25 protein-coding genes, 1 other RNA gene and 1 pseudogene are annotated in these 25,079 nt (G+C 60.5%); 8 read left to right on the top strand and 19 right to left on the bottom strand.

The genetic code is table 11. The features are described from left to right. The first annotated feature begins 46 nt into the window (after nt 1–46). Nucleotides 47–1,189 (top strand): DegT/DnrJ/EryC1/StrS family aminotransferase, encoded by a 1,143-nt coding sequence (locus tag ASD95_RS01645; RefSeq protein WP_056726400.1) that lies wholly within the window; start codon nt 47–49, stop codon nt 1,187–1,189. Nucleotides 1,190–1,242: 53 nt separating this feature from the next. Here ASD95_RS01645 and gcvH read toward each other — a convergent pair whose 3' ends face one another. The 9 genes and pseudogenes from gcvH to ASD95_RS01605 all read right to left on the bottom strand — a co-directional run bounded on the left by gcvH (nt 1,243) and on the right by ASD95_RS01605 (nt 10,398). Continuing rightward, nucleotides 1,243–1,626 (bottom strand): glycine cleavage system protein GcvH, encoded by a 384-nt coding sequence (gene gcvH / locus ASD95_RS01640; RefSeq protein ID WP_056726399.1) that lies wholly within the window; start codon nt 1,624–1,626, stop codon nt 1,243–1,245. Between the two features lie 49 nt (nt 1,627–1,675). Further along, complete coding sequence (gene gcvT, locus ASD95_RS01635) at nt 1,676–2,758, bottom strand: glycine cleavage system aminomethyltransferase GcvT (protein WP_056726398.1); 1,083 nt, start codon at nt 2,756–2,758, stop codon at nt 1,676–1,678. A 156-nt stretch (nt 2,759–2,914) separates the two neighbouring features. Continuing rightward, nucleotides 2,915–4,531, bottom strand: a complete 1,617-nt coding sequence (locus tag ASD95_RS01630; RefSeq protein ID WP_056726677.1) for an ABC transporter permease — start codon at nt 4,529–4,531, stop codon at nt 2,915–2,917. 138 nt (nt 4,532–4,669) lie between these two features. After that, a complete protein-coding gene (locus ASD95_RS01625) occupies nt 4,670–5,674 on the bottom strand; it encodes an extracellular solute-binding protein (RefSeq protein ID WP_056726397.1) in 1,005 nt (334 codons plus the stop codon). 248 nt (nt 5,675–5,922) lie between these two features. Beyond that, complete coding sequence (locus ASD95_RS01620) at nt 5,923–7,140, bottom strand: 2-octaprenyl-3-methyl-6-methoxy-1,4-benzoquinol hydroxylase (RefSeq protein WP_177336486.1); 1,218 nt, start codon at nt 7,138–7,140, stop codon at nt 5,923–5,925. Nucleotides 7,141–7,149: 9 nt separating this feature from the next. Further along, a pseudogene (locus tag ASD95_RS29525) lies at nt 7,150–7,236 on the bottom strand (tetrameric acyl-CoA thioesterase); the annotation flags it as partial. A 58-nt stretch (nt 7,237–7,294) separates the two neighbouring features. After that, the gene (gene ubiH, locus ASD95_RS01615) at nt 7,295–8,482 is read right to left on the bottom strand and encodes a 2-octaprenyl-6-methoxyphenyl hydroxylase (RefSeq protein ID WP_056726395.1); all 1,188 of its coding nucleotides are present in this window, start codon (nt 8,480–8,482) and stop codon (nt 7,295–7,297) included. Then, nucleotides 8,479–9,813 (bottom strand): Xaa-Pro aminopeptidase, encoded by a 1,335-nt coding sequence (gene pepP / locus ASD95_RS01610; protein WP_056726394.1) that lies wholly within the window; start codon nt 9,811–9,813, stop codon nt 8,479–8,481. The genes ubiH and pepP overlap by 4 nt, the downstream gene beginning before the upstream one ends. A gap of 27 nt (nt 9,814–9,840) precedes the next feature. Continuing rightward, the gene (locus ASD95_RS01605) at nt 9,841–10,398 is read right to left on the bottom strand and encodes a YecA/YgfB family protein (RefSeq protein WP_056726393.1); all 558 of its coding nucleotides are present in this window, start codon (nt 10,396–10,398) and stop codon (nt 9,841–9,843) included. Nucleotides 10,399–10,518: 120 nt separating this feature from the next. Between ASD95_RS01605 and ASD95_RS01600 the strand changes: the two genes are divergently transcribed. From ASD95_RS01600 to ASD95_RS01590, 4 genes are all read left to right on the top strand, one after another. After that, entirely contained in the window at nt 10,519–10,728 is a 210-nt protein-coding gene (locus ASD95_RS01600) for a TIGR02449 family protein (RefSeq protein WP_007940359.1), read from the top strand. Then, entirely contained in the window at nt 10,725–11,042 is a 318-nt protein-coding gene (locus ASD95_RS01595; protein WP_007982900.1) for a cell division protein ZapA, read from the top strand. Before ASD95_RS01600 ends, ASD95_RS01595 begins: the two co-directional genes overlap by 4 nt. Nucleotides 11,043–11,072: 30 nt before the next feature. Next, nucleotides 11,073–11,251, top strand: a non-coding RNA gene (gene ssrS, locus ASD95_RS28220) — 6S RNA. Nucleotides 11,252–11,337: 86 nt separating this feature from the next. Continuing rightward, nucleotides 11,338–11,943, top strand: a complete 606-nt coding sequence (locus ASD95_RS01590; RefSeq protein ID WP_008048703.1) for a 5-formyltetrahydrofolate cyclo-ligase — start codon at nt 11,338–11,340, stop codon at nt 11,941–11,943. 35 nt (nt 11,944–11,978) lie between these two features. Here ASD95_RS01590 and ASD95_RS29400 read toward each other — a convergent pair whose 3' ends face one another. Continuing rightward, nucleotides 11,979–12,134: a hypothetical protein gene (locus tag ASD95_RS29400; RefSeq protein ID WP_007982896.1), complete on the bottom strand. Its 156-nt coding sequence runs from the start codon at nt 12,132–12,134 to the stop codon at nt 11,979–11,981. A gap of 195 nt (nt 12,135–12,329) precedes the next feature. Here ASD95_RS29400 and ASD95_RS01585 point away from each other — a divergent pair, with 195 nt between their 5' ends. Beyond that, nucleotides 12,330–12,782: an EVE domain-containing protein gene (locus ASD95_RS01585; protein ID WP_056726392.1), complete on the top strand. Its 453-nt coding sequence runs from the start codon at nt 12,330–12,332 to the stop codon at nt 12,780–12,782. 142 nt (nt 12,783–12,924) lie between these two features. On the opposite strand, the gene ASD95_RS01580 is transcribed toward ASD95_RS01585, so the two are convergent. Then, nucleotides 12,925–13,332, bottom strand: a complete 408-nt coding sequence (locus ASD95_RS01580) for a flagellar basal body-associated protein FliL (RefSeq protein ID WP_056726391.1) — start codon at nt 13,330–13,332, stop codon at nt 12,925–12,927. A gap of 150 nt (nt 13,333–13,482) precedes the next feature. On the opposite strand from ASD95_RS01580, the gene ASD95_RS01575 reads away from it, so the two are divergent. After that, complete coding sequence (locus ASD95_RS01575; RefSeq protein ID WP_056726390.1) at nt 13,483–14,460, top strand: NADPH:quinone oxidoreductase family protein; 978 nt, start codon at nt 13,483–13,485, stop codon at nt 14,458–14,460. Between the two features lie 51 nt (nt 14,461–14,511). On the opposite strand, the gene ASD95_RS01570 is transcribed toward ASD95_RS01575, so the two are convergent. Continuing rightward, nucleotides 14,512–15,126, bottom strand: coding sequence for an energy transducer TonB (locus tag ASD95_RS01570; protein WP_056726389.1), 615 nt, complete (start codon nt 15,124–15,126; stop codon nt 14,512–14,514). A 326-nt stretch (nt 15,127–15,452) separates the two neighbouring features. Here ASD95_RS01570 and glpT point away from each other — a divergent pair, with 326 nt between their 5' ends. Beyond that, on the top strand, nt 15,453–16,802 hold the full coding sequence (glpT, locus tag ASD95_RS01565) for a glycerol-3-phosphate transporter (protein WP_008048696.1): 1,350 nt from the start codon (nt 15,453–15,455) through the stop codon (nt 16,800–16,802). Here glpT and ASD95_RS01560 read toward each other — a convergent pair. From ASD95_RS01560 to ASD95_RS01530, 7 genes are all read right to left on the bottom strand, one after another. Further along, entirely contained in the window at nt 16,778–17,446 is a 669-nt protein-coding gene (locus tag ASD95_RS01560; RefSeq protein ID WP_056726388.1) for a gamma-glutamylcyclotransferase, read from the bottom strand. The genes glpT and ASD95_RS01560 overlap by 25 nt on opposite strands. A gap of 219 nt (nt 17,447–17,665) precedes the next feature. After that, on the bottom strand, nt 17,666–18,634 hold the full coding sequence (locus ASD95_RS01555) for a CDP-6-deoxy-delta-3,4-glucoseen reductase (RefSeq protein WP_056726387.1): 969 nt from the start codon (nt 18,632–18,634) through the stop codon (nt 17,666–17,668). After that, a complete protein-coding gene (gene ubiD / locus ASD95_RS01550; protein ID WP_056726386.1) occupies nt 18,634–20,100 on the bottom strand; it encodes a 4-hydroxy-3-polyprenylbenzoate decarboxylase in 1,467 nt (488 codons plus the stop codon). Before ubiD ends, ASD95_RS01555 begins: the two co-directional genes overlap by 1 nt. Nucleotides 20,101–20,170: 70 nt before the next feature. Beyond that, entirely contained in the window at nt 20,171–22,156 is a 1,986-nt protein-coding gene (locus tag ASD95_RS01545) for an acyltransferase family protein (protein ID WP_056726676.1), read from the bottom strand. A gap of 197 nt (nt 22,157–22,353) precedes the next feature. Next, on the bottom strand, nt 22,354–23,613 hold the full coding sequence (gene rho / locus ASD95_RS01540; protein WP_046039047.1) for a transcription termination factor Rho: 1,260 nt from the start codon (nt 23,611–23,613) through the stop codon (nt 22,354–22,356). 248 nt (nt 23,614–23,861) lie between these two features. Beyond that, nucleotides 23,862–24,191 carry a thioredoxin TrxA gene (gene trxA / locus ASD95_RS01535; RefSeq protein ID WP_003206727.1) on the bottom strand — a complete coding sequence of 110 codons (330 nt, stop codon included), beginning with the start codon at nt 24,189–24,191 and terminating at the stop codon, nt 23,862–23,864. Nucleotides 24,192–24,311: 120 nt separating this feature from the next. Further along, nucleotides 24,312–25,019, bottom strand: coding sequence for a FadR/GntR family transcriptional regulator (locus ASD95_RS01530; RefSeq protein WP_056726675.1), 708 nt, complete (start codon nt 25,017–25,019; stop codon nt 24,312–24,314). Nucleotides 25,020–25,079 lie beyond the last annotated feature (60 nt).

The following is a 25,079-nucleotide window of genomic DNA, read 5'->3' as shown; positions in this document are numbered from 1 at the left end:
TCATGTCCGCCGCCTGCCCAATGTCCGCTGATCGGTGACTGTATCCATGAGCCAACTGCCTTTCCTGCCGTTTTCCAAACCTACTATCGATGAAGCCACGATTGCCGCCGTCGGCGACGTATTGCGCTCGGGCTGGATCACCAGCGGCCCCAAGGTCCAGGCCTTCGAAGCTCAACTCTCGGAGTATTTTGGCGGGCGCCCGGTGCGCACCTTCAACTCCGGCACCTGCACCATGGAAATCGCCTTGCGGATTGCCGGGGTCGGGCCAGGCGATGAAGTGATCACCACGCCGATTTCCTGGGTGGCCACCGCCAACGTCATCCTGGAAGTCGGCGCCACCCCGGTGTTTGCCGACATCGACCCGATGACCCGCAATATCGATCTCGATCAACTGGAAGCGGCGATTACCCCCCGCACCAAAGCCATCATCCCGGTGTACCTCGCCGGGTTGCCGGTGGACATGACACGTTTGTACGCCCTGGCGAAAAAGCACGGCCTGCGGATCGTGGAGGATGCAGCCCAGGCGCTGGGCTCCAGCTGGAACGGCCAACGCATTGGTTCGACGGGGGACTTCGTGTCCTTCAGTTTCCAGGCGAACAAAAACGTCACCTCCTCCGAGGGCGGTTGCCTGGTGCTGAATACGGCCGAAGAAGTACGACTGGCGGAGAAATACCGGTTGCAGGGCGTTACCCGCAACGGCTTCGATGGCCTGGATGTCGACTTGCTGGGTGGCAAGTTCAACATGACCGACGTCGCCGCAGCCATTGGCCTGGGGCAATTTGCTCATATCGAAGCCATCACCGCTCATCGCCGTGACCTGGCCCGGCACTATTTCGCCTGTTTTGGCGAGGATTTCGAAGCGCAGTACGGAGCGCAACTGCCGCCAGCGGATTTCGAGAACAGTAACTGGCATCTGTTCCAGCTGGTATTACCGGAACGCACGGATGGCAAACCGGCGCGGGCGACTTTCATGGAGCAGATGCAGGCATTGGGTGTCGGGATCGGCTATCACTACCCACCGATTCACCTGTTGAGCCTGTACCGCGAGTGCGGCTTCAAGGAGGGCATGTTCCCGGTCGCTGAGCAGGTCGGTCGGCTGATTGTCTCGCTGCCGATGTTCACGGCGATGAGCAAAGCCGATGTCGAGCGTTCGGTGGCGGCGGTGAAAGCGGTTTTGCGCGACGCCTGAGCCCGCAATGAAAAAGCCCCGACGGATCGGGGCTTTGGGATGTTGCGTCAGGCTTATTCGCCGATGGCAGCCTTGTAGCCGGCGGCATCCAGCAGCTTTTCCAGCTCTGCCTTGTCGCTTGGCTTGAGCTTGAAGATCCACGCGCCGTACGGGTCGGTGTTGAGCAACTCTGGCGAACCACCCAGTTCTTCGTTGATCGCAATCACTTCGCCGCTGATCGGAGCGTAAATGTCGGAAGCGGCTTTAACCGACTCCACCACACCAGATTGATCGCCAGCGCTGAAGACTTTACCAACTTCAGTCAGCTCGACGAACACCACATCACCCAGCGCTTCCTGCGCGTGATCGCTGATGCCCACGGTGACGGTGCCATCGGCTTCCAGACGTGCCCATTCGTGACTTTCGGCAAAACGCAGGTCGGCAGGGATATTGCTCATGTTCTGTGTCCTCAGGAAATTGTCAGCGGTCGTTAACCGCTGGAAAAGATTAGATCAAGGTTTTGCCGTGGCGTACGAAGGTCGGCTTGACCACCCGGACCGGGTACCACTTGCCACGGATTTCCACTTCAGCGCGGTCGGCTGTTGCCATCGGCACGCGCGCCAGTGCAATCGACTTGCTTAGCGTAGGAGAGAAACTACCACTGGTGATCTCCCCTTCGCCAACATCAGCGATACGAACCACCTGATGAGCACGCAAAACACCGCGCTCCTCAAGGACCAGCCCTACCAGTTTGTGCTGTATGCCGGCGGCCTGCTCGGCTTCCAGCGCCTTGCGCCCGATGAACTTCCGGGTGGCGGGCTCCCAGGCAATGCTCCAGGCCATATTGGAGGCCAAGGGTGAAATATCCTGCTGGATGTCCTGACCATAAAGGTTCATGCCGGCTTCGACCCGCAAGGTATCCCGCGCGCCAAGGCCGATGGGAGAAATCCCGGCACCGACCAGATCGTTGAAAAAGCCTGGCGCCTGATCGGCCGGCAGAATGATTTCCAGGCCGTCTTCGCCGGTATAACCGGTGCGCGCGATGAACCAGTCACCATCGGACAGGCCTTCGAAGGGCTTGAGGAGCTGGATCAGGTTGCCGCGGGACTGGCTGACCAGTTCGGCAATTTTCTGCCGGGCGTGAGGGCCCTGGATGGCCAGCATCGCCAATTCGGAACGCTCGCGAAGTTGCACGTCGAAACCGTCGAGATGCGCTTGCATCCAGGCCATGTCCTGATCGCGGGTGGAGGCGTTGACCACCAGGCGATAACCCTCATCGAGACGGTAGACGATCATGTCATCGACGATCCCGCCCTGCTCGTTGAGCATGGTGCTGTACAAAGCACGGCCGGGGCTGTGCAGGCGTTCGACATCATTGGCCAGCAAATGCCGGAGCCAGGCTTTGGCCTGGGTGCCGCCGACATCGATTACGGTCATGTGGGATACATCGAAGACACCGCAATCGCGGCGCACCTGATGGTGCTCCTCGACCTGCGATCCATAATGCAGAGGCATGTCCCAACCGCCAAAATCGACCATCTTCGCGCCGAGTGCGAGATGAAGGTCATACAGAGGCGTACGCTGTCCCATGGGTTTCTCCTTCCGGGCGTGGCGAAGGCGCGGGCAGGTGCTGCACGGACTGAATGCCTTGAAACAAAGGGCCTTCAGCCGATTTCAGCTACCTGGTCTGTCAGACTGACCGCACCGAATGCCGCGCATTGTAGCCGCAAGGTGTAGGACTGACACCTAGCTGTTTCGATGCGCCGAGCGCCGGATCAATCCGATGACCGGCAACAGCCCGACCAGCACCAGGGTCAAGGCCGGCAAAGACGCCCGCGCCCATTCGCCTTCGCTGGTCATTTCGAAGATTCGCACTGCCAGCGTGTCCCAACCAAACGGGCGCATCAGCAAGGTCGCGGGCATTTCCTTGAGCACGTCGACGAACACCAGCAGCGCGGCGCTCAACGTGCCGGGTAGCAATAATGGCAGATACACTTTGAAAAACAGTCGTGGCCCACTGACGCCAAGGCTACGTGCCGCTTCGGGCAAAGATGGCCTTATACGCGCCAGGCTGCTTTCCAGCGGACCGTAGGCCACCGCAATGAAACGCACCAGATAGGCCAGCAGCAACGCCGACAGGCTGCCCAGCAGCAGTGGCTTGCCCGCGCCACCGAGCCAGCTCGAGAACGGGATCACCAGCTCGCGATCCAGGTAACTGAACGCCAGCATGATCGACACCGCCAGCACCGAACCAGGCAAGGCATAACCCAGATTGGCCAGACTGATCCCGGAACGAATGACCCGGGTGGGTGCCAGTCGTCGGGCAAACGCCAGTAACAAGGCGACGCTGACGGTGATCAACGCCGCCATCGCCCCCAGGTACAAGGTATGGACGATCAACCCGGTGTAGCGCTCGTCGAGATCGAAGCGCCCGCGCAACCAGAACCACACCGCCAATTGCAGCATCGGGATAACGAAGGCGCAGGCGAACACCAGACCGCACCACGTCGTGGCCGCCAGTGCCTTGATGCCTCGCAGGTGATACAGCGCCTTGACCCGTGGTCGCTCGTTGCTCGCCCGGTTGGCCCCACGGGCACGCCGTTCGCCGTAGAGCACGAGCATCACCACCAGCAGTAACAGGCTGGCCAGTTGCGCGGCGGACGACAGGCTGAAAAAACCGTACCAGGTCTTGTAGATGGCCGTGGTGAAGGTATCGAAGTTGAACACCGACACGGCGCCGAAGTCCGCCAGGGTTTCCATCAACGCCAATGCCACGCCCGCACCGATGGCTGGTCGCGCCATGGGCAACGCCACCCGCCAGAACGCTTGCCAGGGCGACTGGCCAAGGACTCGCGCGGCTTCCATCAGACCCTTGCCCTGGGCGAGGAAGGCGGTGCGCGCCAGCAGATAGACATAGGGATAGAAAACCAGCACCAGCACCACAATCACCCCACCCGTGGAGCGCACGCGCGGCAGCCGCAGACCACTGCCAAACCACTCGCGCAGCAGGGTTTGCACGGGGCCGGCGAAATCCAGCAGGCCAACGAAGACGAAGGCCAACACATAGGCAGGGATCGCGAAGGGCAGCATCAGCGCCCAGTCCAGCCAGCGCCGGCCGGGGAATTCGCAAAGGCTGGTGAGCCAGGCCAGGCTGACACCCAGGGCGGTCACGCCGACACCGACGCCTAGCACCAGGGTCAGTGTATTGCCCAGCAACCGCGGCATCTGTGTGTCCCAGAGATGGGACCAGATCTGTTGATCGATGGTTTGCCAGGAAAGCAGCAGGACGCTCAGGGGCAACAGGACCAGCGCAGCGATGGCGAAGACGACGGGATACCAGCGGCGCTGGGCGGGATGGGCCAAGGAAAATCTCTCGCGAAATTTTGAAGTGTAGAGAAAACGCAAAAAGATCGCAGCCTCCGGCAGCTCCTGCATTGGGTTGGTGATCACCCTGTAGGAGCTGCCGGAGGCTGCGATCTTTTGACCTTTAAAACAGCAGGCTCAGTTCCAGCCAGCCTTGTCCATCAGGCGAATCGCCTCGGCCTGGCGCTTGCCGGCGATTTCCACAGGCAAGGTATCAGCGATGAACTTGCCCCACGCGGCGACTTCAGCCGATGGCTGCACGGCCGGGTTCGCCGGGAACTCCTGGTTCACGTCGGCAAAGATTTTCTGCGCTTCAGGAGTGGTCATCCACTCCACCAGGGCCTTGGCCGCTTCCGGGTGTGGCGCGTGTTGTGTCAGGCCGATACCCGACAGGTTGATGTGTACGCCACGGTCAGCCTGGTTCGGCCAGAACAGCTTCACCGGCAGGTCTGGCTTCTGCTTGTGCAGGCGGCCGTAGTAGTAGGTGTTGACGATACCGACGTCGCACTGGCCGGCGTTGATCGCTTCCAGCACGGCGGTGTCGTCGGAGAACACGTCAGTGGACAGGTTCCTGACCCAGCCCTTGAGGATTTCCTCGGTCTTCCCGGCGCCGTGCACTTCGATCATGGTCGCGGTCAGGGACTGGTTGTAGACCTTCTTCGCCGTGCGCAGGCACAGGCGGCCTTCCCATTGCTTGTCGGCCAGCGCTTCGTAGGTGGTCAGTTCACCCGGCTTCACCCGATCAGTGGAGTAGGCGATGGTCCGCGCCCGCAGGCTCAGGCCGGTCCAGGCATGGGAGGCAGCCCGGTATTGCAGGGGAATATTGGTGTCGATGGTTTTCGAGGTGAACGGCTGGAGGATGCCCATCTGCTCGGCTTGCCAGAGGTTACCGGCATCGACGGTCAGCAGCAGGTCGGCCGGCGTATTCGCGCCCTCGGCCTTGAGCCGCTGCATCAGCGGCGCTTCCTTGTCGGTGATGAACTTCACTTTCACGCCGGTCTTGGCGGTGTAGGCATCGAATACTGGCTTGATCAGCTCGTCGATTCGCGAGGAGTAGACCACCACTTCGTCAGCGGCCTGGGCGGCGGTGCTGCCGATCAGGGTCAAGGCCAGTGCAGTCAGTAGACGCTTCGGTGCCAACATGGGAGCGGTCTCTCGATTGAAAAATGAGGACAAATGATAAGGACTCACATTTAGCTTCTCAATCGAAGCTGGCCGTGGAGGAGTTACCAGATGTTGCTTGAGCTGGAATATGAGGTGACTGAACTGCCGCCATCGCGAGCAAGCTTGCTCCCACAGGGTTCTCCAGCGTTCACACAAATTGCATTAACACCTGAATTCCTGTTAGAGCGAGCTTGCTCGCGATGAGGCCATAAGCCTCAACGAAAATCTCAGAGCTTGGCAAGCGCCGGCAAATCCCCGGTCAACCCCAGCGCTTCACGCACGAACAACGCCTTGGCTTCCGGCATCTTCTCCACAATTTTCAACCCGGTATTACGCAACCAGCGCACCGGCAACGGATCGGCCTGGAACAAGCGCTCGAAGCCTTCCATCGCCGCCATCAGCGCCAGGTTGTGGGGCATGCGCCGACGTTCGTAACGGCTGAGGACCTTCACATCCGCCAGGCGTTCGCCACGTGTTGTCGCTTGCAGCAACACTTCGGCCAGCACGGCGGCATCAAGGAACCCGAGATTCACCCCCTGCCCGGCCAACGGGTGAATGGTGTGGGCCGCGTCGCCGATCAATGCCAGGCCTTCAGCCACATAACGCTTGGCATGCCGCTGGCGCAGAGGCACACACAGGCGCGGGTCAGCGCTAAGCACCTCGCCGAGCCGACCTTCAAAGGCCCGCTCCAGCTCCTTGCGGAAACCTTGTTCATCCATCGCCATCAGGCGTTCGGCTTCGCCGGGTGTGGTCGACCAGACGATCGAACACCAATCCTGTTGGCCGTCGCGCTCAAGGGGCAGAAACGCCAACGGACCGTTATCGGTGAAGCGCTGCCAGGCCGTCATCTGATGCGGCCTGGCGCAACGCACGCTGGTAACGATGGCATGGTGCAGATAATCCCATTCGCGGGTCGCCACACCGGCCAGGCGTCGCACCGCCGAGTTGGCGCCATCCGCCGCGATCACCAGCGGCGCGCGCAGGGTGCGGCCGTCGGCCAGGGTCAGCAGCCAATCATCGCCGGAGCGGCGCATCTGCTCCAGGCGAGCATTGGCCAGCAACCCCAGGTCGCATTCGTGCAGGCGCTCGAGCAAGGCATCCTGCACCACGCGGTTCTCGACTATATGTCCCAGTACCTCGGCATGCACGCTGGTCGCCGAGAAGTGGATTTGCCCGGTGCCGCTGCCATCCCAGACCTGCATGTCGGTGTAGGGGCTGCTGCGCCGCCCGGCGATGCCGTCCCACACACCCAGGCGCTCGAGAATCCGCTGGCTGGCGGCCGACAAGGCGCTCACCCGCGGTTCAAACGCAGCCTGAGCGTTGAACGGTTTGACGCTCATGGGGCTGCCGTCCAGCAGCAGGACTTCCAGCCCGCTGTCCTGTAACGCCAGCGCCAGGGCGCTGCCGACCATTCCGGCCCCGACAATCAGCAGATCTGCGCGCATTTCCATGCTTTAAGCCTGTCTCTCTTGCGGCTTGAGCCGCACGTAAAGGGTTTTCCCGACCCGCGCCACCCAGTGGCAAGAGCCGTCATGAATGCCGAACCTGCAGGCAGGTATTTTTATCGATCGTGCCTTGCCGAATCCGCGGATCAGCCAGTCACGCATCCGGTCGCGTACCCAACCCCATCGCCTGCCGGGCAAACCAGCGTTTGGCCGGTGGCAGCAGATCCAGGCCGAGCAAGCCGATGTTGCGCCCCAGGGACACCAGCGGCTGGGTGCTGCCAAACAGGCGCGTAACCTGATCGGAGAAACCCACGGTGAGGTCCTGATCGAGTCGCTGGCGTTCGCGATAGGCCTGCAACGTGGCGAAGTCGCCCAAAGGGTTTTCGCTGGCGAGCAAGGCATCGGCCAAAGCCTGGGCATCGCGCAGGGACAGGTTGAACCCTTGGCCGGCGATCGGATGCAGGCTGTGCGCTGCGTTGCCGAGAATCGCCAGATGCGGGCGCACCTGTTCTTCAGCCTCGACCAGCGTCAGTGGATACAGATGCCGCGCACCCACCTGCTTCAATGTGCCGAGGCGATAACCGAACACACCCTGCAACTCGCTGAGGAAGCTGCGCTCATCCAGGGCCGCCAGGCGTTGCGCGTCCATGCCCAGGCGGGTCCAGACCAGTGCGCAGCGATTATCCGGAAGCGGCAGCAACGCCATCGGGCCTTCGTCGGTGAAACGCTCGAAGGCCATGCCGTTGTGGGCTTCACTCGGGGTGATGTTGGCGATCAGCGCGCTCTGGTTGTACGGACGCTTGCGGATACCGATCCCCAACTGCTCGCGCAAGCCGGAGCGGCCGCCATCGGCGAGCACCGCGAGGTCGCATTCCAGGGTGGTTTCATCATTCAGGGTCAGGCGATAGCCATCGACCAGCGGCTCCATGCGGGTGACTTCCGCCGGGCAGCGCCAACTGATCACGTCCTTGTCCAGGCCTTGCCACAGGCATTGGCCGAGCCAGGCGTTTTCAACGACATAACCCAGCGCTGGAACACCCTCTTCCATCGCCGACAGCCGCGCCGTCGAGAACCGACCACGGTCGGAAACATGAATCTGCTTGATCGGCTCGGCGCGGCGCGAGACTTCCTGCCAGACGCCCAGCCGTTGATAGATCTGCCGCGAGCCGAAGGACAACGCCGAGGAACGGGCATCGTAACTCGGTTGATAGCTGTCGCCAGGGGCGAACGGTTCGATCAACACGATCTTCCAGCCCCGGGCCTTGGCCCCGGCCTGAAGCGCCAGCGCCAGGCTTGCACCGACCAGCCCGCCACCAATGATTGCCAGGTTGACTCGACTCATGCTGCCTGTGTCCGCGCGGCGGCCATCAGGGCCTCGATCTCGGCAACGGTTTTCGGCACGCCGTTCGTCAATATTTCACAGCCGGTTTTGGTGACCACTACGTCGTCCTCGATGCGCACGCCAATGCCACGCCATTTCTTCGCAACATTCTGGTTGTCCGGGGCGATATAGATCCCCGGCTCCACGGTCAGCGCCATGCCGACTTCCAGCACGCGCCACTCGCCGCCGACCTTGTATTCGCCGACGTCATGCACATCCATGCCCAACCAATGGCCGGCGCGGTGCATGTAAAACGCCTTGTAGGCTTCGCTGGCGATCAGTTCATCAACGTCGCCCCGCAGCAGGCCCAGTTTGACCAGCCCGGCGGTAATGACCCGGACCGTTGCTTCGTGTGCCTGATTCCAGTGCTTGTTCGGGGCGATTTCGGCAAAGGCGGCTTCCTGGGAAGCCAGCACCAATTCGTAAATCGCTTTCTGTTCCGCAGAATACTTACCGCTGACCGGAAAGGTCCGGGTGATGTCACTGGCGTAGCAGTCGATCTCGCAACCGGCGTCGATCAGCACCATATCCCCATCCTTGAGCAACGCGTCATTCTGCTGGTAATGCAGGATGCAGCTGTTACGCCCCGCCGCGACGATCGACCCGTAGGCTGGCATCTTCGCCCCGCCCTTGCGAAATTCGTAATCGAGCTCGGCTTCCAGGCTGAATTCGTGCAACCCGGCGCGACAGGCCTGCATGGCCCGTACATGCGCCTGGGCGGAAATCCGCGCCGCCTCGCGCATCACTTTCACTTCTGCCGCCGATTTATACAGGCGCATGTCGTGCAGCAGATGATCCAGGGCAACGAATTCGTTCGGCGGCTGGGCACCGAGGTTGGCCTTGGAGCGGATCACGTTGATCCACTCCATCAGGTGGCGATCGAATTCGGGGTTGCTGCCCATCGCCGAATACACCCGGTCACGGCCTTCGATCAGGCCTGGCAGGATGTCGTCGATATCAGTGATTGGAAAGGCGTCGTCGGCGCCGAAGTCGCGAATTGCGCCTTCCTGCCCGGCACGCAGGCCATCCCACAGCTCGCGCTCGGCATTGCGTTCGCGGCAGAACAGGATGTATTCGCCATGCACGCGCCCCGGCATCAGCACCAGTACGGCCTGAGGCTCGGGAAAACCGCTGAGGTACTGGAAGTCGCTGTCCTGGCGGTAGACGTGCTCGACGTCGCGGTTACGAATTGCGACCGCGGCGGCGGGCAGGATGGCGATGCTGTTGGGTTCCATCTGCGCCATCAGGGCCTTGCGGCGACGGCTGTATTCCGATTTCGGGATATGAATCATGGGCAGATGGTTTTCCCTGTCTTACGATTAGTGCAAAGACGGTTTGGCAGCGACCTGCACGTCTTTTTTGGTCTCGGAGAACAGCAGCAGCGGTGCGACGCGCAGGTACTCCATGACTTCCATGTAGTCGTTTTCGCCGTCGTCGGACTCTTCCAGGGCATCTTGCACCTGGGAAATGGCCGCCAGATCCTGCAACACCTCGGTGGCCTCGGTGCTCAGGGCGCTGCTGTCACGGCAGTTCAAGCCAAAGCCACTGAGGAAGCCCTGGCACCACTCGCCCAGTGCAGCGGCACGCTCGGTGAGCGGGGCGTCGTCAGTCGGCAGCAGCAGAACGACGGTCACGTCATCGCCGGTGAGTTCGCCTTTTACCATCTCTTGCAGGCCGGTCAGGGCGTTGCGAACGTTGTCCTGCGGCTCGCTTTCGAGCAGTTCAGCGGCGTCGATCAGCCAGCCTTCGGCGTCGAAACCGGCGCCGGCGCAGCTGCGGCCGAGCAACAGCCCGTGCAGTTCAGCGGGCGAGACGTTGTGACCGCTGGAAGTCAGCAGGGTGGCGAAGGCTTGGTACGGGGAATTCTGAATGGTCATGGGCAGCTAGGCGCCAGACGGCGCTATGTCTAGAATGAAGGCCTTGTATCCTACATCGACAGACTCGCCAAGACTATTAAAGGCTGTCCGCCAGCTACCCCGTCAGACACAGTGGACAATATGGAAGACACCGACCTGCAAGCGCTGATGGCCAGACTCGAGCTGCTGATTACCCGAGTCGAGCAACTTAAGAGTCAAAACGCACTCTTACTAGCTCAGGAAAAGACCTGGCGCGAGGAACGCGCGCACCTCATTGAAAAAAACGAAATCGCCCGGCGTAAGGTCGAATCGATGATTTCGCGCCTCAAGGCCCTGGAGCAAGACTCATGAGTTCAAGCAATAGCGTCACCGTGCAGATCCTCGACAAAGAGTATTCGATCATCTGCCCTCAGGAAGAGCGCAGTAACCTGGTCAGCGCAGCCCGTTATCTGGACGGCAAGATGCGCGAGATCCGCAGCAGCGGCAAGGTCATCGGTGCCGACCGTATCGCCGTGATGGCCGCGCTGAACATCACCCACGACTTGCTGCACAAGGAAGAACGCCCGGATATCCAGGCCAGCGGATCGACCCGCGAACAGGTGCGTGACCTGCTCGATCGCGTCGATCTGGCGCTCGCCACCGATCCGGACGTCACCAAAGGCTGATTCGCGCCGCCGCTTGCGGTATAATCCCCTAACTCCCTGGGGTGCTTGCCAGTTGGCGATGTCCCTGAGCCGATTTGCTATACCCTGGAGGTTGCACGTTGGGCTGGTGTGCATGTCCGCTAGACGGAAAGCCTTAAAGCCTACTGCATCTTCCACCTTGAACTTTCGGGTTCAAGGGCTAAGTCGACAGCGGCACATTCGGGGAGCCTGATTTCAGTCCAATGCCGGTTTTGATACCGGCATTGGCGTTTTTACGGGTACGCTTCACGTATCCGCATTGTTGAAGCCCGAATACATGACCGAACCTGCGCTGCTCCCCCGCCCGCAACTTCGACGCATGCTGCGCAAGGCCCGCCGCGCACTGACTCCCAGTCAGCAACGCCAGGCCGCTCGCGGACTGTACAAGCAATTGGCCCAGCAACCGCTGTTCCGCCGCGCCCGGCACATCTCGCTCTACCTGCCCACCGACGGTGAAATCGATCCACGCCTGTTGCTGCGCGCCGCGCAACGCCGGGGCAAGGCCACCTATCTACCGGTGCTGAGCGCCTGGCCGCGAACCAAAATGGTGTTCCAGCGCATCCGACCCGGGGAAAAACTCAAACCCAACCGCTTCCGTATTCTCGAACCACGGGCCAACCTCGCCCGGCAGCGCAAGATCTGGGCACTGGATCTGGTGCTGTTGCCATTGGTGGGTTTTGACGATGTCGGCGGGCGCCTGGGGATGGGCGGTGGCTTCTACGACCGCAGCCTGGCCTACCTGGCGCGACGAAACGACTGGCGCAAGCCGACGCTGTTGGGGCTGGCCCATGAATGTCAGAAAGTGGCGCGATTGGCTCAGGCGAGCTGGGATGTGCCGCTGCAAGGAACGGTGACAGACAAGGCCTGGTATTACGCAGGCTAGACGCCACTTCGATCAGTGGCGCCGAGGCAACAGGATCAGCGCTTGAAGGCGGTCGACTGTTGCTGCAATTGGGCGAGTTCGACCGGTGCATCGGTCTTGTTGGCCCACAGGCTTTGGGCATAGCCAGTGGTTACGACGCCAAGGCCAAACAAAATGACCAAAATCCATAGTAAATCCGGTTTGCGTTTCATCGATTGCCCCCCAAAGGCACATCAACACGATGACAGCAGCGGTTTCCGTTTGTAGGCCGTGCAGCAGCGTCAAGCTCTAAAGGCCGGCATTTTGCGACAACGTGAACCGCTGCGCAAATGCTGACGTCAACCGACTGTCGGTTTGTCATAAAATCGCCGACAAGCTGCTCAATCACCACGCAAGGAGCAACAGACATGGCCTATTGGCTGATGAAGTCCGAGCCCGACGAACTCTCGATCAAGGGGCTGGAAAAGCTCGGCAAAGCGCGCTGGGACGGGGTTCGCAACTATCAGGCACGCAATTTCCTGCGGACCATGGCGGTGGGGGATGAGTTCTTTTTCTATCATTCCAGCTGCCCTGAGCCGGGCATCGCCGGAATCGGCAAGATTGTCGAAGCCGCGTATCCGGACCCGACGGCGCTGGAGCCAGAGAGCCATTATTTCGACCCTAAGGCCACCCCGGACAAAAACGCCTGGAGCGCGATCGATGTCGAGCATGTCGAGACCTTTGCCCGGGTGCTGAAACTGGATTATCTGAAACAGCAGACGGCACTGGCCGGGTTGCCGCTGGTGCAGAAAGGCTCGCGGCTGTCGGTGATGCCGGTGACGGCGGAGCAGTGGGCAGCGGTGGTTGCGCTCAAGCCGTAGGATTTGCAGCGTCTTTCAGAACGCCTTCGCGGGCAAGCCCGCTCCCACAGTGGATTTGTGTTGGAACATGATCATAAGTCCACCACGGAACCCTGTGGGAGCGGGCTTGCTCGCGAAGAGGCCCGTCAGGACAGCGAGAGTCTTATTGGATGATCAGGTTGTTGAACAACAAATCCTCAACCACCGGCTTACCGGTTTCGTCGTTCATCACCTGCTGGGTCTGCTTCAACGCTTCCTGACGCAGCTTTTCCTTGGCCTCGACATTGTTCATCGTCTCGGTGGTCTGCTGGGCGAACAGCGCGACCAATTGATTGCGGATCAACGGCTCATTGGCCTTCACCGCCTTGGCGGCTTCGTCACCGGTTACCCGCAACGCCACATCGGCCTTGTAGACCTTCAGTTTCGGCGTGCCATCCAGCCCGTAGTTACCCACGAACGGCGGGCTCAGGGTGATGTAACTGACTTTCGGCGCTGCATCTTCCCTGGCTTCTTCGGCCACCGCTGCCACAGGCAGGGACAGGGCCAGCATCAACATGATCCACGCTTTCACAATTCGCTCCTTATCCGGTTTGCGGCCTAGCATAACGACCCGCCACGCCAGCACAAGCTTATGGCTGACTATCAGGGTCGGGCATGCTCGTTGACCCATCGACCCACACACCTACACTTATCGGCCATCACTCCCAAAGGAATAGCCCTGATGAAAGCCGTGCTGTGCAAAGCCTTCGGCCCTGCCGAATCGCTGGTGCTGGAAGACGTCGCCAGTCCTGTCGCAAAGAAGAACGAAATCCTGCTGGACGTGCACGCCGCCGGGGTGAACTTCCCCGACACGTTGATCATCGAGGGCAAATACCAGTTCAAGCCGCCCTTCCCGTTTTCACCGGGCGGTGAAGCGGCCGGCGTGGTCAGCGCAGTGGGCGAAAAGGTCAGCCACCTGAAAGTCGGTGACCGGGTCATGGCCCTGACCGGCTGGGGCAGCTTTGCCGAGCAGGTCGCTGTACCGGGTTACAACGCGCTGCCGATCCCGCCATCGATGGACTTCAACACTGCCGCCGCCTTCAGCATGACCTACGGCACCTCGATGCACGCCCTCAAGCAGCGCGGTAACCTGCAGCCGGGCGAAACCCTGCTGGTGCTTGGTGCCTCCGGTGGTGTCGGCCTGGCGGCGGTGGAAATCGGCAAAGCCATGGGCGCCCGGGTGATCGCCGCGGCCAGCAGCGCAGAGAAACTCGCCGTGGCCAAGGCCGCCGGTGCCGACGAACTGATCAACTACAGCGAAACCAGCCTCAAGGACGAAATCAAGCGCCTGACCGACGGCCAGGGTGCCGACGTGATCTACGACCCGGTCGGCGGCGACCTGTTCGACCAGGCGATCCGCGCCATCGCCTGGAACGGCCGCCTGCTGGTGGTCGGCTTCGCCAGCGGGCGCATTCCCGAGTTGCCGGTCAACCTGGCCCTGCTCAAGGGTGCGGCGGTGCTCGGCGTGTTCTGGGGCTCGTTCGCCCAACGTCAGCCGCAAGACAATGCGGCAAACTTCCAGCAGTTGTTTGGCTGGTTTGCCGAAGGCAAGCTCAAGCCGCTGGTGTCTCAGGTGTATCCGCTGAGCAATGCGGCGCAGGCGATCAATGACCTTGGCCAGCGTAAAGCGGTGGGGAAAGTGGTGGTGCAGGTTCGCTGAATCTCTATCTGCAATAAAAGCGCGGCCATTTAGCCGCGCTCTTTCTTGCCGTCAAAGCAACACCCGAATCTCCTCCGGCAAAAACCGCACATACCGACTTGCCGGATGTGCGCTACACCGCTGCACAATCGAACGCACGCTGGCATTGAGCCTGGCGATCAGAGCCAGACGTTTCTCTTCCGGCAATTGCGTCGGTGAAAGCGAGTGGGTCAGGTAACTGCGAGTCCAGCTGAAAACCGGCAGGTCCACCCACGAGGAAGTGGCGATGTTCAACGATGCCCGTGCGATAGCACTGCATTTCAGCCGCTCCAATTCCTTGTTGACGTGGAAGGGATGATCTCTGTCCAGCCTGTACTCCATAGGTGCGACCACGATGATTTGTGCAGGCTGATCCTTGGTAACTGTCCACGGCTTGAATCGCCATTGGTTGACTGCGGCCAATGATGCCTCTTCGAGTTCGGGATGCACACTTTGCGCAATCACGGCATTACTGACTGATCCATCGGCCTTCACAATCATGCTGACACGCACCATCCCGGTGACACCCGCCCTATGCAGCGCCATTGGATAAACCGGCTTCGGATTATTCTCGGGAATCAGGAACACCTCCCCGGCCCTGACATCTAGGGACACCACCAACAACAGCACGCATACCCACCACCGCATGTCCCTCTCCCTTCGCCTACAACGCCAGACCTGGCAACAGCACAAAGGTTAAGGCGCTGAGTCATTCGGCATAACGCCATGACTTCTGCTTTAAACGAAGGGCCTTTCCTAAAGACCTGCCCTATTTCAGGCACATCAAGCGCCTGCCAACCAAACAGGTAACGCTTCCTACAACGCCCCTCACTTACATCTGACCGACATGTTCATAAAGGAACGCGCGATATCCAACATTTCCGCTGTTTTGCCGATGAGAACCGGTGCTATTTTCGGTAACGAAACTGTAACATTCGTATCCGCAGTCAAAACAAGAAACCTGGAGCTCTTGAATGTTTGCTTTCTTTCGTCCTGCCGCACATCAGGCTCCATTGCCTGAAGAAAAAATAGACAGCACCTACCGACGCCTGCGCTGGCAGATTTTCGCCGGTATCTTCATCGGCTATGCCGGTTACTACCTGCTGCGCAAGAACTTCTCCCTGGCCATGCCGTACCTGATCGACGAGGGTTACTCCCGTGGCCAGCTGGGCCTGGCGATGTCTGCCATCGCGATTGCCTACGGCCTGTCGAAGTTTCTGATGGGCCTGGTGTCCGACCGTTCCAACCCGCGCTTCTTCCTGCCGTTCGGCCTATTGGTGTCGGCCGGAGTGATGTTCATTTTCGGTTTCGCACCCTGGGCGACGTCCAGCGTGACCATGATGTTCATTCTGCTGTTCATCAACGGCTGGGCGCAGGGCATGGGTTGGCCGCCAAGTGGCCGGACCATGGTGCACTGGTGGTCGCAGAAGGAACGTGGCGGCGTGGTGTCCGTGTGGAACGTGGCGCATAACGTCGGTGGTGGCCTGATCGGCCCGTTGTTCCTGATCGGCATGGGCCTGTTCAATGACTGGCACGCCGCGTTCTACGTGCCGGCAGCCGTGGCGCTGGCAGTAGCGGTGTTTGCCTTTGTGACCATGCGCGACACCCCGCAATCGGTTGGCCTGCCGCCGATCGAGCAATACAAGAACGACTACCCGGAAGGCTACGACGCCAGCCACGAAGAGGAATTCAGCGCCAAGGAAATTTTCGTCAAATACGTGCTGCGCAACAAAATGCTCTGGTACATCGCCCTGGCCAACGTCTTTGTCTATCTGCTGCGTTACGGCGTGCTGGACTGGGCGCCAACCTACCTCAAGGAGGCCAAGGGTTTCACTGTGGATAAAACCTCGTGGGCGTACTTCTTCTACGAGTGGGCAGGTATCCCGGGCACGCTGCTGTGCGGCTGGATGTCGGACAAGATCTTCCGGGGCAACCGTGGCCTGACCGGCATGGTGTTCATGGCGCTGGTGACGGTTGCGACGCTGGTTTACTGGCTCAACCCTGCCGGTAATCCGATGGTCGACATGATCGCGCTGCTTTCCATCGGCTTCCTGATCTACGGCCCGGTAATGCTGATCGGCCTGCAGGCGCTGGAACTGGCACCGAAGAAAGCTGCCGGTACGGCGGCGGGCTTTACCGGTCTGTTCGGCTACTTGGGCGGTTCGGTCGCGGCCAGTGCAGCGATGGGCTACACCGTGGACCATTTCGGCTGGGACGGCGGCTTCGTGCTGCTGGTCGGCGCCTGCCTGCTGGCGATGGCCTTCCTGGCCCCGACGCTACGGCACAAACAAATCGCCAGTCAGGGCCGCGAAGCACTCGCTTGATCGGCCGTTGATTTACAGCGCTTGAGCCGCGCCTCCAGATTCCGGTCTGGCATGGCGTGGCTGCGCAGGGCGTGCGCGGTCTGCTCGACATAATCGCGAGTGGTGCCGTAGCGCCCGCAGGCGTTTTCGAACACATGGCTCAGCACATGGTCCGGCAGGTTGCCGGCATAGCTGGGCAGGTGTCGCTCCAGAACGAATCCCAATGCCTGAACCTGGCTGCCATCTTCGAGACGGCAGTTGAGCCAGTGCGGGCGGTAGGAAGGGAAAGGCATCTCGCGCTGCCATAGTGCGTAGAGCGAGGCTTCGAGTTGCTCTTCGGGCAAGCGATAGGCGAAACCGCTGCAAGAACCGCCGCGATCCAGGCCAAACACCAGGCCAGGCATTTCCGGTGTGCCGCGATGTTCGTGGGACCACAGGTACAACCCGCGATGGTAGCCATGCACCCGGCCGCGAACCCGCTCAACCGCCGTGCACTCAGGGCGCCAGATCAGTGAACCATACGCAAACAACCAGACCGGCCCACCTTTGTGGCGCGCCATGGTCGATTGCATCGAGCCGAGCAGTTGTTCGTGCGTGAGCTGCGGCCCCAGATCGAGCCGCGGAGGGTAAGCCAGATTCAAAAAAGCAGATTCAATGGCGCTCATGGCGAATAGCGTTCAGCTCCCCGCGAGTGAAGAATTACTTAATAGAACGCACAGCTGTAACAATAAGGCACATAAGTTTTAAGGCAATTTGAATGCCATGGCACCGTACTTATTTAAATGCCTGAACGACATATAACCTACCGACATTTATAAAAGTTTATAAATGCCGATTGGCTATATATAGAGTTATAACGAAAGAGCGCGGATCAAGATCGCGGCTCAAGGGCGCGGCGCATACGCAAAAACGTCGGCGCGCATCTGGTGGGCGTCCATCCCCGCTTCCACCAGCGCATCCAGCGTGCCGTAGACCATGGCCGGAGAGCCGCTGGCGTACACGTGCAGCGGCTTGAGGTCAGGGAAGTCTTCACAGACCGCTTCATGCAACATGCCGCACCGCCCTCCCCAACCGCATTGATCGCTGACGACCTTGTGCAGGAACAGGTTGGGCAGCTTCAGCCATTCGTCCCAATGCTCGATTTGATAAAAATCTTCAGGACGACGCACGCCCCAATACAGATGCACCGGGTGCTTGAACCCCGAGGCCCGGCAATGCTCGATCAGACTGTGGATCTGGCCCATGCCGGTACCAGCGGCGATCAGCACGAGAGGACCGTCCGGCAACTCCTCCAGGTGGGTATCGCCAAACGGCAATTCGACCCGCACCATGCTGTTGCGCTGGAGCTGTTCGATCAGGCTCAGCGCACTGGATTCGCGCGCCAGTACGTGGATTTCCAGGTCGCGCCCCGCATGCGGGGCCGAGGCGAGGGAGAAGGCGGACTTTTCGCCGTTCTCGCGCTCGATCATCAAGTACTGGCCGGCGTGGTAGCGCGGTGGTTTACCGGCCGGAGCCCGCAGACGCACGCGCCAGGTGTCGCCGCCCACCCCCTTGCACTCAATGACCTGACACGACACGCTGCGCACCGGCAGTTCTCCCAGCGCGAGCACGCCATCCCACAGCACGATGCAGTCTTCCAGCGGCTCTGCTATGCAAGTGTAGAACTCGCCATGGTCGCGCACATTGCCGGCCTGCTCGACCCGGCCTTCCACCAGCAGCGCCGCGCACACGTGGCAATTGCCGTTGCGGCAGCTTTGCGGGCATTCGTAGCCCAGACGTCGTGCGCCATCGAGAATCCGCTCGCCGGGCAATATCTCAAGCACTGCTCCGGAGGGCTGCAAGGTTACACGCATCAATCTATTCCTAACTGATTCCAGATGGCATCGATCCGCTGGGTCACGGCATCGTCCTTGACGATGACCCGGCCCCATTCGCGGGTAGTTTCGCCCGGCCATTTATGCGTGGCATCAAGGCCCATTTTCGACCCCAGGCCGGACACCGGCGAGGCAAAGTCCAGGTAGTCGATCGGCGTGTTGTCGATCATCACCGTGTCGCGCTTGGGATCCATGCGCGTGGTGATGGCCCAGACCACGTCGTTCCAGTCCCGGGCGTTGATATCGTCGTCGGTGACGATAACGAATTTGGTGTACATGAACTGTCGCAAAAACGACCAGACACCCAGCATTACCCGCTTGGCGTGGCCCGGATACGACTTCTTCATGGTCACGATGGCCATGCGGTACGAGCAGCCTTCGGGTGGCAGGTAGAAATCGGTGATCTCCGGGAACTGCTTCTGCAGGATCGGCACAAACACTTCGTTCAACGCCACGCCGAGGATCGCCGGCTCATCCGGCGGACGGCCGGTGTAGGTGCTGTGATAGATCGGCTTGATCCGATGGGTGATGCGCTCGACGGTGAACACCGGGAAGCTGTCGACTTCATTGTAGTAACCGGTGTGGTCGCCGTATGGGCCTTCATCGGCCATCTCGCCCGGATGGATTACGCCTTCGAGGATGATTTCGGCGGTGGCCGGCACTTGCAGGTCGTTGCCGCGGCACTTCACCAGCTCAGTGCGGTTACCGCGCAACAGGCCGGCGAAGGCGTATTCGGAAAGGCTGTCGGGCACCGGGGTCACGGCACCGAGGATGGTCGCCGGGTCCGCACCCAGGGCCACGGAAACCGGGAACGGCTGGCCCGGGTGCTTCTCGCACCACTCGCGGTAATCCAGCGCGCCGCCACGGTGGCTCAGCCAGCGCATGATGACTTTGTTGCGACCAATCACCTGCTGACGATAAATGCCGAGGTTCTGGCGATCCTTGTTCGGGCCTTTGGTGACGGTCAGGCCCCAGGTGATCAGCGGGCCGACATCGCCCGGCCAGCAGGTCTGTACCGGCAGCATGGCCAGGTCGACGTCGTCGCCTTCGATGACCACTTCCTGGCACACCGCGTCCTTGACGACTTTCGGCGCCATCGAAATGATCTTGCGGAAGATCGGCAGCTTGGACCAGGCATCCTTCAAGCCTTTCGGCGGCTCGGGCTCCTTGAGGAACGCAAGCAGCTTGCCGATTTCGCGCAGCTCGCTGACCGACTCGGCACCCATGCCCATGGCGACCCGCTCGGGGGTGCCGAACAGGTTGCCGAGCACCGGGATGTCATAGCCTGTCGGCTTTTCGAACAACAGCGCCGGGCCTTTGGCACGCAGTGTGCGATCACACACCTCGGTCATCTCCAGCACTGGAGAGACGGGGATCTGGATGCGTTTCAACTCTCCGCGCTGCTCAAGCTGCTGCACGAAATCCCGAAGATCCTTGAATTTCATTTGATGATGGCACCCGAAAAATAGGCGTACATCCTACCTGCTCTGCTGGCCGCTGGCAGCTTATCGCTGCTTATCTGGATGCATTACCCCGGGTTTGCCCCGGCTGCAGACTGACAAACAGCGGTTCGAGGATCGGCGCCACGAACCGCGCACCGACTTCCGAGAGGTGATTGTCATCGGTGTACAACGAGTAGCCGCTGCGTTCGGCGCGGCACAGGCCGCTCGCGTCACACAGCCTTGGCGCCGGGTCCACCACCTGTACCGCCGGGTCTTGCGCCAGTTGTGCAAACAATCGACTGATGAATGCCTGGCGCTTGTGGTGCTCTGCGAGCGCCAGCCCGACATCGTCGACCGGGCGGTCCAGCATTGCCAGGCGGGTGAGGCGATACGGAGGGCTGAAGGCCTGCAACGGCACCTCTTTTACCAGCCAGACCCGATGCCCGCCTGCACGCAATTGCGCGACTCGTGCACGCAAGCCATCGGCCAGACGTTGTTCGGCGCTGGCGCGGTCGTAGTGCCCGTCAGCGCTTTTCAGTGCGTGGCCCAAGTCACCTTTGCCGTCGCCATAGAGGTACAGGCTCCAGTGCGCGACCAACACCACATCGCCGACAGCTTGCGGCATCAAGGCCTGTTCAACGCGCCGGTTGAACCGCGCACAACGCGCATCGTGCTCCAGGCCATCGACTGGCAAACAACCAGCAGAACTGGCGAGGATCACGTTGACGCCATGGGCCTTGGCACCCTCGTCGAAAACCGGAATCAACGCCGTGGCATGGCTATCGCCCCAGACAAGCGCTGGGGGCAGGCGATTTTGTGCGCCATAACGGCAGAACAACTTGTCATCCGGCGTCTTGTCATCGGCCAGGCAGGCCATCAGCTCCGGTCGCCATTCGCGAGCCTTGGCGTATTGCAAGGCCTGGTCAGACAGACGCCACGGCAAGCCGTCGGTCCAGCGCAAGGTCTGCCCGGCCAGGCCGAGCACCAGGACACCGCATGCGCTGGCGAGCAGGATCTGCCGGCGTCCGGCAATCAGGCGACGCTCACGAAACGGGGTTTCGACAAATTTCCAGGACAGATAACCCAGCAACAGCGTCAGCAGAATCAACCCGGCACTGTCGAAAGCACTCGGCTCACCGACGCTGGCATAGCGGGAGAATACGAACACCGGCCAGTGCCACAGGTACCAGGAATAAGAAACCAGGCCGAGGCCGACCATTATCCGACTGCTCAAAAACTGACCAATCCAGGTTTCACGATGACCGTTGGCCAGAATCAGCAGCACCACACCCAGCACCGGCAACAACGCAGCAACGCCCGGGAATGGCGTGGCCTTGTCATAACCGAACACCGCCAGCAGGATCAGCACCATGCCCAGCAGGCTCAGCCACTGCGCCGCCATCGGCTTGAGACGCCACGCAGACTTGGGCGCGACCGCCAGCATCGCTCCGGCCAACAGCTCCCACGCACGCATCGGCAACAGGAAGAAGGCTTTTTCCGGATGATGGGCGACGGCCCACACGCTCAAGCCAAAGGACAGCAGCAATACGCCGAACAGCGTCAGTCGCCGATACTTGAGACGGCTCGACAGCAGTGTCAGCAGCAACGGGAAGACGATGTAAAACTGCTCCTCCACGGCCAGCGACCAGGTGTGCAGCAGGGGTTTGAGATCGGAGGCGACATCGAAATAGCCGTCCTGGCGCATGAACAGGATGTTGGACACGAACATCACCTGGTAACGCACCGATCGCCCCAGCTCTTCGTAATCCTTCGGTGCCAGCAAAAACCAGCCGACCGCCAGCACCGCGATGATCATCGCGAACAACGCCGGCAAAATCCGCCGCGCACGCCGGGCCCAGAAATCGACAAAGCTGAATTGTCCGGCCTGGCGCTGATTCCAGATGATCGAGGTGATCAGGTAACCGGAAATCACGAAAAACACGTCCACGCCGACAAAGCCGCCGGTAAACCCCGGAACACCAAAATGAAACAGCACGACAGCGATCACCGCCACTGCGCGCAAGCCGTCGATATCCCGTCGATAAGCCAGTGAGCTCATAAACATTAAACCATTCAGATCGTTGTTTTCAGCGCGCTTGGGCATCGTCCCCGGAGATGACTGCAAACGCGCCTGGTTGAATTGCCAAGTAACTGACCTTGGCCAATCAAAAACCTCCCATGGCCCGGGCAAAAAAGTGCGGGCAAAAAAAATGGCGCCCCACCGGGGCGCCATTCTCTTGAACTCAACGGGCGATGTTACTTGCGTTTCATCGACAGGAAGAATTCGTCGTTGGTCTTGGTCGTTTTCAGCTTGTCGACCAGGAACTCGATGGCAGCCACTTCATCCATTGGGTGCAGCAGCTTGCGCAGGATCCACATGCGCTGCAGCTCGTCGTCGGCAGTCAGCAACTCTTCGCGGCGGGTGCCGGAACGGTTGATGTTGATGGCCGGGAAGACGCGCTTTTCAGCGATACGGCGATCCAGCGGCAGCTCCATGTTGCCGGTGCCTTTGAATTCCTCGTAGATCACTTCGTCCATCTTCGAGCCGGTTTCAACCAGCGCGGTGGCGATGATGGTCAGCGAGCCGCCTTCTTCGATGTTCCGCGCGGCGCCGAAGAAACGTTTCGGTTTCTCCAGGGCGTGGGCATCGACACCACCGGTCAGTACCTTGCCGGAGCTCGGGATCACGGTGTTGTAGGCACGGGCCAGACGGGTGATGGAGTCGAGCAGGATCACCACGTCTTTCTTGTGCTCGACCAGGCGCTTGGCCTTCTCGATCACCATTTCGGCAACCTGCACGTGGCGGGTTGGCGGCTCGTCGAACGTCGAGGCAACCACTTCGCCGCGCACGGTGCGCTGCATTTCGGTCACTTCTTCCGGACGTTCATCGATCAGCAATACGATCAGATGAACTTCAGGGTTGTTACGTGCGATGTTCGCCGCGATGTTCTGCAGCATGATCGTCTTGCCGGCTTTCGGCGGTGCAACGATCAGGCCGCGCTGGCCTTTGCCGATCGGGGCGCACAGGTCGATGACACGACCGGTCAAGTCTTCGGTGGAGCCGTTACCGGCTTCCATCTTCATGCGCACGGTCGGGAACAGCGGGGTCAGGTTCTCGAAGAGAATCTTGTTCTTCGCGTTTTCCGGACGGTCGTAGTTGATCGTGTCGACCTTGAGCAGCGCGAAATAACGCTCGCCTTCCTTTGGAGGGCGGATCTTGCCAACGATGGTGTCACCGGTGCGCAAGTTGAAGCGACGGATCTGGCTCGGCGAGACGTAGATATCGTCTGGGCCGGCGAGATAGGAAGCGTCAGCGGAGCGCAGGAAGCCGAAGCCGTCCTGGAGAATCTCCAGCACGCCATCACCGGAGATTTCCTCACCGCTTTTCGCGTGCTTCTTGAGCAGGGAGAAAATCACGTCCTGCTTGCGCGAACGGGCCATATTTTCTATGCCCATCTGTTCGGCCAATTCGAGCAGTTCGGTAATCGGCTTTTGCTTGAGTTCAGTCAGATTCATATAGGAATGACGTAATCATTTATGGAGGGGGGAAATTAAGCTTTTGGCTTAATGAGGCCGCGCCGCAGAGAAGGCGACAGGATCGCGTACTTATTCGAAAAGGAGTGCGTCGGCGACGGCTAGCAGGGGGCAATGGAGAAACCAGTGCGGGGCCGAATGTACCACCTGAGTTTAGGAGCGTCTAGCCCTGAATACGCAAAAAGCCCCGCTATTTTGCGGGGCTTTTTCAGGACACTTTGCAGCGACGCTTAGATGTTGGCGTCGAGGAAGGCAGCCAGTTGCGACTTCGACAGTGCGCCGACCTTGGTCGCTTCAACGTTGCCGTTCTTGAACAGCATCAGGGTCGGGATACCGCGCACGCCGTGCTTGGCCGGGGTTTCCTGGTTCTCGTCGATGTTCAGCTTGGCAACGGTCAGCTTGCCTTTGTAAGTCTCGGCAATTTCGTCCAGAACCGGAGCGATCATTTTGCAAGGGCCGCACCATTCAGCCCAGTAGTCGACCAGTACAGCGCCTTCGGCCTTGAGTACGTCGGCCTCGAAGCTAGCGTCGCTAACGTGTTTGATAAGATCGCTGCTCATGGAATTCTCCAGGTTGTAAGCAAAAAAACGTGGCCCATCATAGCGGTCCTTCCCTCGTTCAGGAAGGTGCAGATGATTGAGTCTCGCTATGGTGATTCATGAGTTTGGGTATAGCTCAGGTCATGAAGCGACGGGAGCGATGAACGCGATTCCGGTACGCAGCGCGGCATTGCGTACGTGCTCTTGCATAGCCTTTTGCGCGGCGCCAGACGCTCGACGGGCCAGCGCACGAAGGATTTTACGGTGTTCCTGCCAGGTTTCCATGGCACGTTCGACCCGGATGAACGGTAGCTTCTGACTCTCCAGGAAGATGTCGGCGCTGGCAGTCAGGATGCTCAGCATCGCCTGATTGCCGCTGGCCAGCAGGATGCGGCGGTGGAATTCGAAATCCAGGCGGGCCGCGGCTTCGAAGTCGCCGGACTTCAGTTCGTTACGCATGGCGGCGACATTGTCTTCCAGCGCATCCAGTTCGTCGGTGCTCAAGGTTACGGCCGCCAACCCCGCCGCAAACCCTTCCAGCGCATAGCGCAACTGGAAGATGTCCAGCGGCGAAGCCTGCGCCGCGAACGGCCAGCCCGGCGCTGCATCGCCACGCGGCAGCTCCACCGGCGACTGCACGAATACGCCTTTGCCCGGCTGGATGCTGATGACCCCCAGCGCACTCAGCGATGACAACGCCTCGCGCAGCGACGCCCGACTGACCCCCAGTTGCACCGCCAGGTCCCGTTGCGAAGGCAAGGCATCCCCCGGCCCGAAGCCCTGTTCGGTAATCAGTTTACGGATGGCTTGCAGCGCCACTTCAGGTACGGCGCGGGAGATCGAGTTCATGGTTTTCCAGACGAACCAGGCCAATGTGCGCTCAGTTGTAAAGCTATTCGCGACGCCCGG

This window comes from Pseudomonas sp. Root71 (genome assembly GCF_001429045.1).
GTDB classification, from domain to species: Bacteria; Pseudomonadota; Gammaproteobacteria; order Pseudomonadales; family Pseudomonadaceae; genus Aquipseudomonas; species Aquipseudomonas monachiensis.
The sequence above is the reverse complement of the archived record's forward strand: the minus strand, read 5'-3'. Positions and strand labels throughout refer to the sequence as shown.

Excerpts from the sequence above, each read along its gene's own strand:
- ASD95_RS01645 (WP_056726400.1), top strand. The coding sequence starts at position 47 with ATGAGCCAACTGCCTTTCCTGCCGTTTTCCAAACCTACTATCGATGAA.
- gcvH (WP_056726399.1), bottom strand. The coding sequence starts at position 1,626 with ATGAGCAATATCCCTGCCGACCTGCGTTTTGCCGAAAGTCACGAATGG.
- gcvT (WP_056726398.1), bottom strand. The coding sequence starts at position 2,758 with ATGGGACAGCGTACGCCTCTGTATGACCTTCATCTCGCACTCGGCGCG.
- ASD95_RS01625 (WP_056726397.1), bottom strand. The coding sequence starts at position 5,674 with ATGTTGGCACCGAAGCGTCTACTGACTGCACTGGCCTTGACCCTGATC.
- ASD95_RS01620 (WP_177336486.1), bottom strand. The coding sequence starts at position 7,140 with ATGCGCGCAGATCTGCTGATTGTCGGGGCCGGAATGGTCGGCAGCGCC.
- ubiH (WP_056726395.1), bottom strand. The coding sequence starts at position 8,482 with ATGAGTCGAGTCAACCTGGCAATCATTGGTGGCGGGCTGGTCGGTGCA.
- pepP (WP_056726394.1), bottom strand. The coding sequence starts at position 9,813 with ATGATTCATATCCCGAAATCGGAATACAGCCGTCGCCGCAAGGCCCTG.
- ASD95_RS01605 (WP_056726393.1), bottom strand. The coding sequence starts at position 10,398 with ATGACCATTCAGAATTCCCCGTACCAAGCCTTCGCCACCCTGCTGACT.
- ASD95_RS01600 (WP_007940359.1), top strand. The coding sequence starts at position 10,519 with ATGGAAGACACCGACCTGCAAGCGCTGATGGCCAGACTCGAGCTGCTG.
- ASD95_RS01595 (WP_007982900.1), top strand. The coding sequence starts at position 10,725 with ATGAGTTCAAGCAATAGCGTCACCGTGCAGATCCTCGACAAAGAGTAT.
- ASD95_RS01590 (WP_008048703.1), top strand. The coding sequence starts at position 11,338 with ATGACCGAACCTGCGCTGCTCCCCCGCCCGCAACTTCGACGCATGCTG.
- ASD95_RS29400 (WP_007982896.1), bottom strand. The coding sequence starts at position 12,134 with ATGAAACGCAAACCGGATTTACTATGGATTTTGGTCATTTTGTTTGGC.
- ASD95_RS01585 (WP_056726392.1), top strand. The coding sequence starts at position 12,330 with ATGGCCTATTGGCTGATGAAGTCCGAGCCCGACGAACTCTCGATCAAG.
- ASD95_RS01575 (WP_056726390.1), top strand. The coding sequence starts at position 13,483 with ATGAAAGCCGTGCTGTGCAAAGCCTTCGGCCCTGCCGAATCGCTGGTG.
- ASD95_RS01570 (WP_056726389.1), bottom strand. The coding sequence starts at position 15,126 with ATGCGGTGGTGGGTATGCGTGCTGTTGTTGGTGGTGTCCCTAGATGTC.
- glpT (WP_008048696.1), top strand. The coding sequence starts at position 15,453 with ATGTTTGCTTTCTTTCGTCCTGCCGCACATCAGGCTCCATTGCCTGAA.
- ASD95_RS01560 (WP_056726388.1), bottom strand. The coding sequence starts at position 17,446 with ATGAGCGCCATTGAATCTGCTTTTTTGAATCTGGCTTACCCTCCGCGG.
- ASD95_RS01555 (WP_056726387.1), bottom strand. The coding sequence starts at position 18,634 with ATGCGTGTAACCTTGCAGCCCTCCGGAGCAGTGCTTGAGATATTGCCC.
- ubiD (WP_056726386.1), bottom strand. The coding sequence starts at position 20,100 with ATGAAATTCAAGGATCTTCGGGATTTCGTGCAGCAGCTTGAGCAGCGC.
- ASD95_RS01545 (WP_056726676.1), bottom strand. The coding sequence starts at position 22,156 with ATGAGCTCACTGGCTTATCGACGGGATATCGACGGCTTGCGCGCAGTG.
- rho (WP_046039047.1), bottom strand. The coding sequence starts at position 23,613 with ATGAATCTGACTGAACTCAAGCAAAAGCCGATTACCGAACTGCTCGAA.
- trxA (WP_003206727.1), bottom strand. The coding sequence starts at position 24,191 with ATGAGCAGCGATCTTATCAAACACGTTAGCGACGCTAGCTTCGAGGCC.
- ASD95_RS01530 (WP_056726675.1), bottom strand. The coding sequence starts at position 25,019 with ATGAACTCGATCTCCCGCGCCGTACCTGAAGTGGCGCTGCAAGCCATC.